1 protein-coding gene is annotated in these 16,162 nt (G+C 47.9%); it reads right to left on the bottom strand.

The genetic code is table 11. The features are described from left to right. Nucleotides 1-33 precede the first annotated feature (33 nt). Entirely contained in the window at nucleotides 34-16,158 is a 16,125-nt protein-coding gene (locus tag OQ477_RS05165; protein ID WP_265971636.1) for a non-ribosomal peptide synthase/polyketide synthase, read from the bottom strand. Nucleotides 16,159-16,162 lie beyond the last annotated feature (4 nt).

Genomic DNA, 16,162 nt, shown 5'->3' with positions numbered 1-16,162 from the left:
CACCATGCCGGGGACAGCCGGTACCGGCCGTTTTTAGAAATTCAATTCGATTTCGCTTGCAAAGTGTTCACTTTTGTTTACTTTCTCACTTAATTGAATTTCTTTTAAAGGAATCGATGGGTCTTTTATGATCGCCGACAGAATCATGGCGTAATCCTTGCTCAGCGTAGCGATGGTTTTCTGTTTGAACAGCTTCGTGCAGTACTCAAAGCTTCCTTGTATCTCGTACGGATTCATCACGAAGGTCAGCTGTAAATCAAATTTGGCCGCCGTATTTGTTTGTTCATATGGTCTGACCGCGAGAGAGTCCAATTCGATATCCGTTTGTTCCGTATTTTGCAGAACAAACATCGTATCGAATAACGGATTACGGCTTAAGTCCCGTTTCACTCCCAATTTCTCAACTAATTCTTCAAAAGGATATTCTTGATTTTCATAAGCTTTCAGCATCGTTTCTTTTGTTTCCGTTACATAGTCCATAAAGGTCTTTTCTCCAGCCGGGGCCGTACGGATGGCCAGCGTATTCACAAACATCCCGATAATATGCTGTAAATCTTCATGCATTCTTCCCGCAATAGGCGTACCGACGACGATATCTTCCTGACCGCTGTATTTGGCCAGCAGTATGTTATAGGCTGACAGCAAGATCATGTAAGCGGTCGATCCGGTCAATTCTTCCATCTGTTTTATACCCTGGACCACGTTCTCATCGAGAGCGAAATTGTATCGCTTGCCTTCAAAGCTTCGAATTCGCGGTCTGGCAAAATCTTTCGGCAGCTCAAATGGCGGGAGTTCCTCATGAAATACGTTCAGCCAATAGTTCTCCTGCCTCTTGATGCGTTCCCTCTGCTCCGCCTGCTGCTGCCATACAGTGTAATCTTTGTATTGAATCCGGAGCGGGGTTAATTCTTTGCCGTCATACAATTGAATCAGTTCTTCAACAAAAATATTCATAGAAGCGCCGTCTGAAACGATATGATGCATGTCAAACATGAAAACATATCTGTCCTGTTCTAATTCGATGAGTCCGGCCCGAAGCAATGGAGCCTGACTGAGATCGAAAGGCCGCACGAAATTGCGGAACAGCTCCTCGACCTCTTCATCAGCTGCTTTGTACCTTTCTATAGAGAAATCCGTCTGCGGCTTGATTACCTGCACCAGCTCTCCGCGGATCATTTCAAATCCGGTTCGTAGCGATTCATGGCGCTGGATCAGACTTTGGAACGCAGATTGTAAACGATTCATGTCCATCCTGCCTTCCAATGTCAAAATCCCCGGCATGTTGTAACTTAGTTCTCCGCCTTCAATTTGTGTAGACAGGTAAACCATCTTTTGCACAGAAGATACAGGATAAACATCTTTGGCTTCTGCAACAGGGATTTCATCCGGTCCGCTGGTTTCCGCACCTGCAATGACCCTCGCCATTTCTTCAATCGTCGGGTATTGAAACACTTCTCTCAATGAAATGCTTTTGTCGAATTGCTTATGGATCTTGGTAACGAGCGTCATCCCCCGTAACGAATGCCCGCCGAGATCGAAAAAGTTATCTTTGACGCTGACTTGTTCTACCTTCAATACTTCTTTCCAGATGTGAACCAGCTGCTCTTCCGGCTTTGTCCTTGGAGCAACATAGTCAATCCCGGTCTGCAAACCTGCTTCAGGCAGCGGTAACGCGCTGCGATTCACTTTTCCATTGGAGGTTAACGGCATTTGCTCCAGTTGCATCAGGTATGGAGGAACCATGTAGCCTGGTATTTGATCGGAGAGTTTTTCTTTAAGCTGATTGATCGGCAGTGACTTCTCCCCTGTAAAATAGGCATACAAATCGCTTTGCCCCTCTGCATTTTCTCTGGCCAGGATCACCGCTTCTTGTACATGATCGATGTTGAGAAGAGCGGCTTCCACCTCGCCAAGTTCGATCCGGTAACCGCGAATTTTAACCTGATGATCCTTTCTTCCGGCATATTCAATGTTTCCATCCGGCAGGTAACGGGCAAGGTCGCCTGTTTTATACATCCGCTCTCCGATTACAAACGGATCGGCCACAAACTTTTCACCCGTTAATTCAGGCAAGTTCAGATACCCTCGTCCTACTCCGTCTCCGGCGATGCACAGCTCACCCTTTACACCTATAGGCAGCATCCGATCATGGGAATCAACAATATACACACGGTTGTTGCCCAGCGGTTTGCCGATCGGCACGTAACCGCCGTCGTCAGCGGATGCCAATGTCCCCGGTATGATATGAAAGACCGATGCATCCACACAGGTTTCCGTCGGACCGTATACATTGGTTATGAGCGGCATTGATGACCCGTTCGATGCGAACAATTCAAGCAATTGCGCCACCGTCGCCTGCGGGAGCGCCTCTCCTCCAATAAGCATGTGCCGGATCGTTACCCCATGAAGGCTGTCTGCAGCGATAAGCAATTGCAAATGTGAAGGTGTTCCGTCTGTTACGTCAATGCGGTGGGTGCGATAATAGTTTGACAAGGCATAACCGTCTGATACTGATGCTTTAGGGACGATATACAGTGCATGTCCCCCTAACAGTGCCGCGAAAATTTGCTTGACCGATGCGTCGAAATAGTACGGTGCCAACAGAGACACACGCAATCCCAAATCATAAGCACCGTACACTTGTCCGCGGAGCCCCTCCATCAAATGAAGGACCTGGCGATGCTCAATCAGCGTGCCTTTTGGCTTGCCGGTTGTGCCTGATGTGTAAATCACATACGCCAAGTGATCCGGTCCGGCTGCCGTCACCAGATTCGAGCCGTCCCCGCTGTTCATTCGTTCGTCATTCAGCAGTAAAATCTCTCCGGCAAACGATACACGATCTTGTAAATGGGGCTGTGCCAGCAGAACCTTTGCTCCTGAATCCTCCAGAATATAGCGGATGCGTTCCTGCGGGCTGTCCGGATCCATCGGCACATACGCGCCCCCGGCTTTCAGGATCGCCATAATCCCCACGATCATTTCCAGAGAACGTTCTGCCAGAATACCCACAGGCTGGTCAGGCTGCACGCCTTCGCTTCTTAAAATCCGCGCCAGGCGGTTGGTCCGCTCATTCAGCTCACGGTATGTGAATCGGCTTTTCTCGTAAACTGCGGCTGTATGTTCCGGCGTGCGCTCCGCCTGCTCCTCGAACAATTGGTGAATTGTTTTGTCCCTTGGGCAGTCTATCGCCGGTTGACCCCATCTCTCCACAATCTGCTCTTTCTCCTTCGCGGTGATCATCTCCATCGATGAAAGCGGCGCCTGCGGGTCATTCGCAATCTCCTCGATCAATTGGATGAAGTGCTTTGCCATGCGTTCCGCAGTTTCCTGCTTGTACAGCGCTGACGCGTAACTGATCATACCTGTAATTCCGTCTTCATTTTCTGCCGCTTGGAACGTCAGGTCGAACTTCGCCATCGCATGGTTGTCCGGATAAGGGGTAAAACGCACATCATCGAGGCTCAATTCTCCCCGTTCTGTGTTTTGCCATATGAACATCGTGTCAAACAGCGGATGGCGGCTGAAATCCCGGGACACATTCAGCTTGTCCACCAGTTCGTCGAATGGATACTCCTGGTTTTCGTACGCTTTTAATGTATGCTCTTTGACTTCCTGCACGTATTCCCGGAATGTTTTTTCTCCGACCGGATTCGTTCGTATCGCCAGCGTGCCCACGAACATGCCGATTAAGCTTTCCAAATCCGAATGGGTTCTTCCGGCAATCGGGCTGCCTACTACGATGTCTTCTTGCCCGCTGTATTTGGCAAGCATGGTCGTATAAGCAGCCAGCAGCACCATGTACAGCGTGCTTTCGCTCTTCACCGCCAAGCCTTTCAGCTGTTCCGTCAACTCCGGTCCGATAACAAACTCGATTTGTCCTCCTTCAAAGCTCCGCGCAGCCGGTCTTCCGTAGTCGGTTGGCATATCAAGCACCGGAACCTCTCCGCTGAACACATCCAGCCAGTACGCTTCCTGTTTCTTCATCCGTTCGCTTTGCATATCCGACAGCTGCCACGCCGCATAATCTTTATACTGAACCCTTAATGGCGGCAATTCTTTTCCTTCATATAATGAAACGAACTCTTCAATCAAATTCTTGATAGATACGCCGTCTGAAATGATATGATGCATGTCAAACAGCAGCAAATGGCGGTCTTTTGCAAGCTCGATCAGTCCTACCCGCAGCAGCGGCGCTTTCTCCAAGTCAAATGCCCGCACAAATCCATGAACGAGGGCTTCCGCCTGTTCTTCTTTCGCCTGAGTGAATTCCACTGCAAATTGGACGTCGTCATAAATCCGCTGCACCGGTTCTCCATCTATTAGTTCAAAGCCGGTACGCAGCGTTTCATGGCGCTGAATCAGCTTGCGGATCGCCTTCTCGACAAGTTCCCGATCCAGAGCTCCATCGGCTCTCATGACACTCGGCATGTTGTAGCTCAGCTCTCCGCCTTTCAGCTGATTCAAAATGTACAGCCGTTTCTGCGCCGAGGAGACGGCATAGTATTCTTTTGCTTCAACGGCCGGGATAGATGTATATGCCGTGTGTTTCATTCCGGTAATCGTTTCTGCCATTTCTTCAATTGTTGGCGATCGGAACACTTCCCGCAGCGGCAGGCTGACCCCCATCTCTTTGTGCAGCTTCGCCGTCAGAGTCGTTGCCCGCAGCGAGTGACCGCCGATGTCGAAGAAGTTGTCTTTCACGCCGATACGCGGAAGTCCAAGCACCTCTTGCCAGATATGCGCCACCTGCGCTTCCGCCGCTGTACGGGGAGCAACGTATTCGCCCCCCGTTTGCACGCCTCCTTCTGGTGCCGGCAATGCTTTGCGGTCGACTTTTCCGTTTGCCGTTAACGGCAAACGCTCCAGTTGGATAAAGTACGACGGGATCATATACCCCGGCAGTTCCTGCGACAGCGCTATTCGCAGCTCGCTCACCATCAGCTCGGTGTTCGCTGAAAAGTATGCGCATAGCTGTTTTTCTCCGTCTCCGTCTTCAAGAGCGGTGACTACTGCTTCCTGTACCGACTCTATCTTTAAGAGCTGAGCTTCCACCTCGCCGAGTTCGATCCTGTATCCTCGAATTTTCACCTGATGATCGATCCGGCCCAAATATTCGATGTTACCGTCCGGCAGCCATCTCGCCAGATCGCCCGTCCGGTACATCCGTTTGCCGGGTTCGAACGGATGATCCGCGAACTTCTCCGCAGTCAGCTCCGGACGGTTCAGGTACCCTCTCGCCAGTCCGTCGCCTGCGATACAAAGCTCTCCCGGTACTCCGACTGGCTGTAGACGCATTGATCCCGGTGCCATCATATACAGCTGTATATTCGAGATCGGCTTGCCGATCGGTACTGATGCATACGCTTGGTTCGCTTCGCAGTTGAAGTACGACACATCGACCGTTGCTTCAGTCGGGCCGTACAGGTTGATCAGTTGGGCGCCGTTCACAGGCGTAATAAGGCGATGAAATCTTGACGTATGTGCCGGCATTAATGCCTCGCCGCTTGCAAACACTTGCCGCAACGTACGCAGCTTGCTTGTCTGTCCGCTCGCCGTCTGTGTTTCCGCAAACTTCAGGAAGGCGTGCAGCATCGCCGGGACGAAATGCATTGTCGTGATACTTTGCTCTTCTATTGTGTTCCAAATCACTTCAGGGTCTTTCTCTCCGCCGAGCGGAAGCAGGCACACCTTCGCACCGGTCAAAGCCCACCAGAACAGCTCCCATACCGAGACGTCGAAGGTGATCGCTGTCTTTTGTAAAATCGTATCGCCGCTGTCGATCGGATAAGCCTTTTGCATCCACATCAACCGGTTTATAACCGGACGATGTTCAACCATAACCCCCTTGGGCTTGCCGGTCGATCCGGACGTGTAGATTACATATGCCCTATCGCCCGCACCGGACAGCGGCTCCAAGTTAGAAACGTCATCATCGTAAACGGAAGTATCATCGAGATCGATGACCGTTCCTGCAAAAGCAACCCGTTCTTTCACGTGACGCTGTGACAGCAGCAGGGTCGCTCCTGAATCTTCAAGGATGTAGCGGATGCGTTCCTCCGGGTAATCCGGGTCGATAGGCACATAAGCGCCTCCCGCTTTCAGAATTGCATAAATCCCGACCATCATTTCTAGAGAACGCTCAGCCATGATCGCAACAAGCTGGTCGGCCTGTAGGCCTTCAGCTCGTAAAGTGCGTGCTAGTTGATTGGCCCGTTCATTTAACTCAAGGTATGTCATACGCTGCTCCTCGAATATAACCGCCTCATGGTCCGGCGTCCGGAGTGCTTGTTCCTCGAACAGCTGATGAATCGTTTGTTCACGTGGGTAATGCATTTCGTTAGACTGAAAACGGCTGTGCAGCTGTTCTTTTTCTTGCTGCGTCAGAAGTTCCATTTCTTCTATTTTGACAGACGGCAGCTGCAATACTTGCTGCATAAGCTGTTCAAAATGTCCGCGAATCCGCTCTGCCTCTGATTGTTCATATTCATTTCGGTTAAAACTAAAATGAACGGTGAGTTGTTCGCCAGGGATGACAACTACATTAAAATCGTAATGGGTGTGTTCTTCTATATGGAAATTCACGATATTTAAATCCGCAGCATCATGGCCCTCTTCAACTTGCTGCCCTATCGGATAATTTTCAAAGATCATGATATGATCAATTAAGTTTTGCTTTTGTTCCGTTTGGGCCTGAATTTCGTATAAAGGATAGGTATCGTACGATTGGGAAGCAAGCGCGTTTTGTTGAACCATTTGCATCGTATCAGCAAAAGTGCTGTCCTCATCGCAGCGGATGCGGACAGGAATCGTATTGATGAACAGGCCGATCATCTGTTCCACATCAGGAATTTCCGCCGGCCTTCCCGACACGACACTGCCGAAGACAACGTCTGCGGACCCGCTGTATTTCTGTAATAATACTCCCCATAACGTTTGGATCAACGTATTTAATGTAACCTGATGCTGATTTGCGATCTGCTGTAATTGTTTTGTCTGTTCGTGATTAAATTGGCAGATCACATTGGCATAAGCGTATTCTTTTTGTTCATGCTGCGCTATTTTATGAAGAAGCGTGGTTTCACCTTTATATCCTTCAAGATACCCGCTCCAGTACCGCTTTGCCGCTCCCTGATCTTGGCGGTCAAGCCACTCGATATAGTCGCTGTAAGGAGCTGCCAATGACGGTTCTGGTTCCCTGCCTTCCTGTAAGGCGCTATAATGATCAAACACTTCCTTCGTGATAAGAGACAGGCACCAGCCATCCATCACAATATGATGGAAGCTCCAAATCAAATGATATTTGCGGTCTTCCATCCGGAAAATCGCTATGCGCATCAGCGGATCCAGAGCCAAGTCAAATCCTTTTGCCTTATCTTCTCTTTGATAGGCTGCGATTGCATCCTCGCGTAGGTGCTCCTCTCTATCACGCAAATCTGCAAAATGAATTTGCGGTGTTTGCGTTTTATAGACAATTTGTAAAGGAGTATCGTTCCAGCCGCTGTAAAAACGGGTTCTGAGCACGGCGTATGTTTCAAATAATCGTTCAAGGCTTGCTTTAAACCAATCAATCTTTAACTCTCCCTGCAAATCAAACGATGCTTGTTCAAAATAAGAACTTGAGGCCTCGTCCAGCAGGCTGTGGAAGAGCATTCCTTTCTGCATCGGAGTGAGCGGATACACGTTTTCAACCTCACCTGCATGCGGCAGTTGAATGAGGAGCTGATCCAATTTGTCAATGGACATGCCCTTTAACAAAATATCGCTTGGCGTCAGTTCCGATTGTTCTTTATGAACGCAATGCGTAATGATGGTCCGCAGGCGGCTTTGAATCGTTTCCGATAACCGCATGATCGTTTCTTTTGCGTACTGTTTGCTGCTGTAGCTGATCGTAAGCTTCAGCCGGCCCTCTGTGATCATTCCGTTTATATTCAATACATACAGTCTTTCTTGATTTCCGCTTGAGTCTGAACCGCAAGAATAAGAAGATAATTGAACCCCATGCTGCTGTAAATCTTGATCAAACTGTCCAAGGTAGTTAAAGCTGATCTCAGGATTGAGTTTCGATGGCATTCCGCCGCTTAAGTACCTTGCTATTCCATATCCGATCCCTTTATGCGGAATTTGGCGCAATCCTTCTTTGGTCGTCTTGATATAATCAGAGATTTCTTTGCCCGGCTGCGCGTGCAGCACAACCGGATACAGACTTGTAAACCACCCGACCGTGCGGGAGATATCTACATCTTGTATAATCTGTTCTCGGCCGTGTCCCTCTAAATGAATCGGAATTTGTTCCAGTCCTGACCAATGCGATATGGAAAGACCGAGAGAAGTTAAAAGCAAATCGTTTATTTCCGTGTTATAAGCGCGATTCGCTTGTTTTAATAGCAGCTCCGTTTCCTCTTTCGTCCATTCCACAGTTGCTGTTTCACTGTCTTTTGCAGTTGTATGGGTTTCATGAAAATCTTTAGGCAGCGGTTTGACTTCGGTTTGTTCGATCTTTGTCCAATATTCCTGTTCTTGTTTTATGGTTTCACTTTGCGCGTATTCTGACAGTCTCTTAGCCCATAATTGGAAAGAGTCTGTTTTTTGCGGCAGTTGAATCACTCGCCCGTTCTCGGCTTGCTTGTAGCCGCTAACGATATCTTCCAGTAAAATGCGCCATGAAATCCCGTCTATAATCAAATGATGGATGGCAATGAGCAGATGATCTCCATTTGCGCATTGAAACAACCCGGCTTTCATTAACGGCCCATCACTTAAACGCATACTGCTTTGTATCTCATCAGCCTTGGCTTCAATTGTACGCCCCGGATCGGGATCTTCTTTCAGATTCAGGACTTCTAAGCGGTACAGTCCGCTTTGGGCGATTTCTTCATTCTGTGCCTCGCAGCCATTTTCCGTAGTCCGGAACGTCATGCGGAGCGCATCGTGATGTTCAGCAAGCTTTTGCAGGGTTTGACGAAGCTGCGTTTCCTGAAAACCTTCCGGCGCATGCAGCATGACGGCTTGATTATAATAATGCTGATCTGTTGTTGTTTGTTCGAAAAACCAATGCTGAATAGGAGTCAGGCTGACTTTTCCTTTGACCTCACCTTGATCGGCTATACGCAGATTCTGCTTGATATGCGGACTCAATTCAGCAACTGTTGCATATTGAAACAAGTCTTTGATTTCCATTTTGTATCCTTGCTGATTTAATCTGGAGGATACTTGAATGGATTTAATAGAATCTCCGCCAAGGTCAAAGAAATTATCAAGAATACTGACGTTTTCAGCGCCTAATACCGATTCCCAGGCAGAAACTAATATTTCTTCCGCTTTTGATCGGGGAGCTTTATACTCTGCTCTGTCCTGCAGTTCGAAATCCGGAGCCGGCAGCCCTTTTCTGTTTATTTTTCCGTTAGAAGTTAAAGGCATTTCATCAAGCTCGATAAAATAAGCCGGAACCATATAACTTGCAAGGGTTTGAGACAATTGTTTCCTGAGCTGGGCTGCCGTTGTTTGCCCGCCGCTCACGTAATATGCACACAATTGTTTAAACCCGTGGACGTCCTCTCTGGCTGTAACGACAGCTTCCTTGATCGCTTCTTCTTGAAGCAGTGCCGCCTCGATCTCGCCTAATTCGATACGATAGCCTCTGATTTTCACTTGTTCATCTATTCTGCCCGCATATTCAATGTTTCCGTCCGCCAGCCACTTCGCCAAATCTCCGGTCTTATACATCTTCGCTCCGGGTTCAAACGGGTCATCGACAAATTTCTCTGCCGTTAATTCGGGACGGTTTAAATATCCTCTAGCCACACCGGCGCCGCTGATATAGATCTCTCCCGGCACTCCGATCGGTGCGGGTTTCATATTTTCATCAAGAACGTAAATGCTCGTGTTTGCCGCAGCGGTTCCGATCGGTACCGATTCCCGTCTGTCCTTTGCGGCATCGTAACGGTAAATCATGCAGCCGACAACGGTTTCCGTCGGTCCGTACTCATTGCATATTTCAATCCGGCCTTCGAACTGTTCATGAATGCTGCGGGCTAACCGGGTGCTTAAGTTTTCCCCGCCCAAAATCATTCTTCTGACAGCCGTTTGATCGGCAATGTTCATTTCTTTCAGAACCTGCAAATGGGCCGGGGTCAATTTAATGATATCCACCCTCGGGTCCCGCACAATCGATTCAAGCAGAGCTGTTTTATCCTCTCCGTCATAGACGATGATTGCATTGCCTGTGACAAGCGGCGTGAAAATAGAAGTCACCGTCAGATCAAAAGAAATGGACGAATACAATGGGAAGTTGGCTTTCTCGCCTTTTACATAAACTTCTTTCGCCCACCAAATATAATTGGTCAAGCCTCGGTGCTCGATTAGTACGCCTTTTGGCCGGCCTGTGGAACCTGACGTATAAATGATATATGCCAAATGGCTCGCATCATTTATCGGAGCAAGGTCAGAGTCATCTTGGTGATAAGAACTTTCATCATCAAGTAAAACCGTGGCGCCTTCATAGGCAAGCTGTTTCCTGACGTCCCGCTGCATTAAAACGATTCCGGCTTGGGAGTCATCCAGCATATACCGGATGCGGTCTTGCGGATATTCCGTATCTATAGGGACATAGGCTCCGCCTGATTTTAAAACGGCAAGGATTCCGACCACCGATTCGATGCTGTTTCTTGTGATGATGGCTACAGGCTGATCCGTCTGCACTCCTTTCGCTCTTAACGTTCGCGCCAGTCGGTTGGCCCGCTTATTGAGCTCTCCGTACGTGAGCTGCCTGTCCTTATCAATGACGGCTGCTTGATCGGGCGTACGCTGCGATTGCTCTTCAAATAGTTGATGAACCGGCGTCTGCGGGAACGGCGCGGCCGTGTCATTCAGCGTCTGCAGAAGGGTTCTTCTTTCGCCTTCCGTTAACAATTCCGCTTGATCCACCCGGATATCCGCATTTGTCACGACTTGATGCAGGATTTGCATGAAATGTTCCCGAACCCGCTCTATGCTTGCCCGATCATACACATTTGCATTGTATTCAAAAGAGATGTTCATCTCGTCGCCCGGTATAACGGTCAAATTAAAATCGTAGTTGGTCTGTTCTTCCATTTGTACGTTGGAAATTTTGATGGATGTTCCGTTCTGACTGCCTATACTTTCCATATACTGATCAACCGGATAATTTTCGAATATCATTAAATGTGTAATTAAATCTTGCTTTTGCGTTGTACGCGCTTGAATATCGTACAGCGGGTACGTCTCAAATTGTTGAGACGCTACAGCCCTTTCCTGCGCCTCTTTCATAAGCTCAGCAAACGTTGTCCCGGCTTCACATCGGAACCGGACGGGAATGGTGTTAATGAATAAGCCGATCATGGTTTCCACGTTTGGAATTCCAGCAGGTCTTCCGGATACAACACTTCCAAACACAACGTCCCGGCTACGGTTATATTTCTGCAGCAAAACCGCCCATGCCGTCTGCAGCAGCGTGTTCAGCGTGACATGATGCTTGCCTGCCGTCCGCTTCATTTTCGAAGTGAGATCGGAGCTTATGTCACACGTCACTTTTTCAGGAACGTATCGTCCGTCTTCCGCTGCATGGTGATCTTTAGGAAGGCCGGTTTGCTCCTCATATCCCTCCAAGTACTGATCCCAATAAGCCGCGGCCTCTTTCGCATCTTGCCGGCCGAGCCATTCAATATATTGACTGTATGGAGTAATTGATGATTGTTCAGGCTGCTTTTGCTGAAGCAAGGCAAAGTAATTCTCGAATATTTCTTTTGTAATAAGCGGCAGGCACCAGCCGTCCATCAAAATATGGTGGAAACTCCAGATAAAACGGTATGTCTTTTCATCCGTACGAAGGATGAATAACCGCATTAACGCGCCTTTTTCTAAGTCGAACCCCCGCATCTTATCTTCTCTGGCATATTCCTGAATCATCGCTTCTTTTTGTGATTCCTTCATCTCTCGTATGTCATTGAATTGAAAACCGATTTTTTTCGTTTTGAATATGATTTGGAGCGGCTGATCCTTCCAGCCTCTGTAAAAATTCGTGCGGAAAATATCATATTTTTGCGATAAGCCGTCCAAGCTTTTTGAAAATGAATCAATCTCCAGGTCTCCATGCAGATCAAACATCGTTTGCTGAAAATAAGCACCTGAATTCGGATCAAATAAGCTGTGAAACAGCATGCCCTTCTGCATCGGCGTTAATGGATAAATATTTTCCGCTTCGCCTAATTCACGCGTCTGCTCCAAAAGCTGTTCCAGTTCGTCGATTGAGATATCTTTTAACAGGATGTCACTTGGTGTGAGGGAAGTCTGCTGCCGGCTTACGCAATGCGCAATGACTTCTTGCAGACTTTCTTTCAACCCCCGGGCAAATTGCGCCATAGTAGATCTTTCGTATTGTTTGCTGCTGTAGCTCAGTGTCAGTGATAATGTCCCTTCGGCAATCATGCCGTTCAAATCAAGCACGGCCGTTCTCTCTTGGTTTTCGTTCATTGATAACCCTGTGGAAAAAGGCGAGATGCGTAAAGCCTGGTGCTTCAGGTCTTGGTCAAATTGTCCCAAATAGTTAAACGATATCTCCGGATTCAGCTGCAGGCTGTCGGCTTCCGGATGCCCGGATATATATTTGATGATGCTGTAATTCATTCCTTTGTCAGGGATACGGCGCAGCCCTTCTTTTACGATCTTGATCCGCTGCGACAGGTTTTTTCCGGCTTCCATCCTCAGGACGACAGGGTACTGGCTTGTGAACCATCCTATCGTGCGGGAAATGTCAGCATCCGGAATAATCGGTTCTCTCCCGTGGCCTTCCAAATTCACGACAATGTCTTCCGTGCCTGTCCACTTGTGAACAGCCAGCCCTAACGAAGTCAGCAGCAGATCGTTGATATCCGTGTTGTAGGTGCGGTTCGCATGTTTTAATAATTGCTCCGTTTCCTCTTTTGTCCATTGAATCGTCACTTCTTCGCTGTCTCTTAATAACGATCCTTCGCTGATAGTGTCCTTAGGCAATGGCTGAGGCTTTATACTTGAAAGCTCAGTCCAATACGCAATCTCCTCTTCCATATCGGTTTCCGCCGCATATTTGGACAATTGATCGGCCCAGAATGGAAACGAGTCTGTTTTTTGCGGGAGCTGGATCGTTTGTCCGCGTTCTGCCTGCTCATATCCGCTTGCAAAATCTTCGAGTAAAATACGCCAGGATACTCCGTCAATCAGCAAATGATGAATTGCAATCAGCAAATGATCTCCGTCCGGACATTGGAACAAACCGAGCTTCATCAATGGCCCTTTGTCTAATACCATGCTGCTTTGAATCTCATTCGCTTTATTGGCAATCGCTTGAGCCGGATCGGTTTCCCCTTTATAATTCATCACTTCCAGATGGTATAGTTCACTTTCATCTGTTCCTGTAATTCGCGGAGCGTATCCATCCGGCGTTTTTTCAAAAATCATCCTTAAGGCATCGTGATGCGACGCGATCCGTTCCATCGTCCGGCGAAGCGGGCCCTCTTTAAAGCCTTCCGCCGAATATAACATGACGGCCTGATTGTAATGGTGTGCATGCGGCATTTTTTGCTCAAAAAACCAATGCTGTATCGGGGTCAGCTTGGTTCCGCCATTCACTTCTCCTTGATCAGCCACCCTGCTGACCGGCGCTACAAACTGACTAAGTTCAGCAATCGAGGGGTGTTTAAACAAATGCTTCATATCAACCTTGTATCCGGCTTGATACAATCTGGATGACACCTGAATTGATTTAATCGAATCTCCGCCAAAATCAAAGAAATTATCCAGAATTCCTATACGTTCTGCTCCTAATACTTCTTGCCAGATGGACGCCAGCAGTTCTTCTATTGTATTCCGCGGGGCTATGTATTCGTTTTCCGCCCGCGTATTTTCGTCAGCAGCAGGCAAAGCTTTCAGATCAATCTTCCCATTGGAAGTGAGCGGAATGCGTTCCAAAGGGATAAAGCGGGAGGGAATCATATAATTCGGCAGTTCCCGGGATAAGTCTTCTCTGAACTGCGCAGCGGTCAAAGAAGGCTCGCCGACATAATAGGCATACAATTGTTTGGCCCCGTCTGCGTCTTCCCGCGCGACGACTGCGGCTTCACGAACGTTTTCCAGATTGAACATGGCTGCCTCTACCTCGCCGATCTCAATCCGGTAGCCGCGAATTTTCACTTGATGATCAATCCGCCCTAAATATTCAATCCGTCCATCTGGCAGCCATCTGGCGAGATCCCCTGTCTTATACATCTTTTGACCAGGGACATGCAGATGCTCCACAAATTTTTCCTCCGTTAATTCAGGCCGATTGAGGTAGCCGCGGGCCACTCCCGCTCCTCCGACATACAGTTCTCCCGGTACGCCGATCGGCTGGATTTGATGGTGCGCTCCTAAAATATAAGCTTGATGGTTGGCCACCGGGCTGCCGATTGTGATCTGTTCATCAGCGGACTGAACAGGATGAAATGTAGATACCACGCTGTTTTCTGTCGGTCCGTATTCATTATTGATCCGAATGCGAGGCTGCAGAGAATGCAGCTTCTCAACTGTATCTGTTTCCAGCTGCTCACCGCCTACAACAACATGCTGAACATGGATGAAGTCCTCTCTGTTCATCTGTTCAATCATCGTTTTCAGAAGACGGGGAGAAGTTGAAAAATGAGTAATTCTCTCTTGTTTTATGGCATTTTGAATGGCGAAAGTTTCTTTATTCTCTTCATTAGGCAAAAGGTGCAAAGTTGCTCCTGAGATGAGCGGGCCGAAGAAGTTTAAAATGAACGCATCAAAAACATACGGGTACAAGACAAGCACGCGATCCGCCGGAGAATGCTTGAAAAACGCCTTCTTCCATTGGAGCGAATTCACAATGCCGCCGTGTTCAACCATGACTCCTTTCGGCTTTCCTGTTGTACCCGACGTATAAATGACATAGGCTAAATGGCTGTGTCCCGCTGCTGGTGATAACAATGAGCAATCGGCATGGTATGATGTTTCATCATTCAAATCAATCACCGGGCCGTCAAAGGCGAGACTGTTTTTTAAATGTTGCTGAACAAGGAGAACGTCTGCATCCGCATCATGAAGCAAATATTGAAGCCGCTCTTTTGGATATTCAGGATCCAGGGGCACATAAGCGCCCCCTGCCTTCCAAACAGCTATAATGGATACGATCATCTCTAAAGAACGATCAGCGAGAATGGCGACTAACGTATCGGGTTGAACTCCGCTATTACGCAATGTTCTTGCCAAACGGCTCGCCTTCTCATTCAGTTCCCTGTACGTCAAATGGTCGTTTTTAAACTTGACGGCCGTATGCTCAGGCGTTCTTTCTGCCTGCTCTTCAAATAATTGATAGACTGTTCTGCTCCCGGAGAAATCTCTGACGGTGTCATTAAAATCAAACAATAGCTTCTGTTTTTCCGCTTCCGGTAAGATCTCTGCCGTATGGATCGCGGCTTGAGGCTGAAACAGAATCACAGACAGCAGCTGATCCAAATGGGATACAATTTGATTGATATAGCGCTCATCGTACAGATTGCCGTTATAAAAAAGCTTCAAATGAATCCTGTTGTTCTCCAAGTCAAAGTGAAACAGCGTATCGGTTGCAGTATCTTCTTTAAATTGCAAGGAATGAATTTCGTTAAGCGAAACGACAGTATGAATCAGAGGCATATGCTCGTCATTGTATTGCACGCTCAGATGCCGGACCATTTTTCTAAACGGCAGGTTTTGATTTTTCAGAGAATCATTAACGGCTTCTTTCAGCTGCCCGAATACGGTTTTAAATGTGCTCTCGTTTGAAAGCGTATTTTTCAAGAGAACAATGTTGTTAACGGCTGACTGGCCGGCTTTTTGCTTCGATACCGTCGGAATGCCAAGAATCAGGCTCGTTTGATCCGTATATTTATACAACAAGCATTCAATACCCGCCAATAAAATCAGATAGGCGGCCATATCGGAATGATTCGCCATTGTCATGATTCTTTGAGATACTTCCGGAGATAAGGAACGGCAGATGCATTTTTCCTGGTAGCCGGTACGGGCCAACGATGCTTTATCCGCTGCTTTAAAGTAAGGGAATGCGCTTAGGCCGTCTTCTTCATCAAACAGGTTTTCCCAGTACGTTTCTTGAGTTTTAAATACCGACATTGGA

It is taken from the genome of Bacillus sp. ChL18, from assembly GCF_026241425.1.
Lineage (GTDB): Bacteria > Bacillota > Bacilli > Bacillales > Bacillaceae > Bacillus > Bacillus velezensis.
This window is presented reverse-complemented; position numbering and strand designations above follow the sequence as displayed.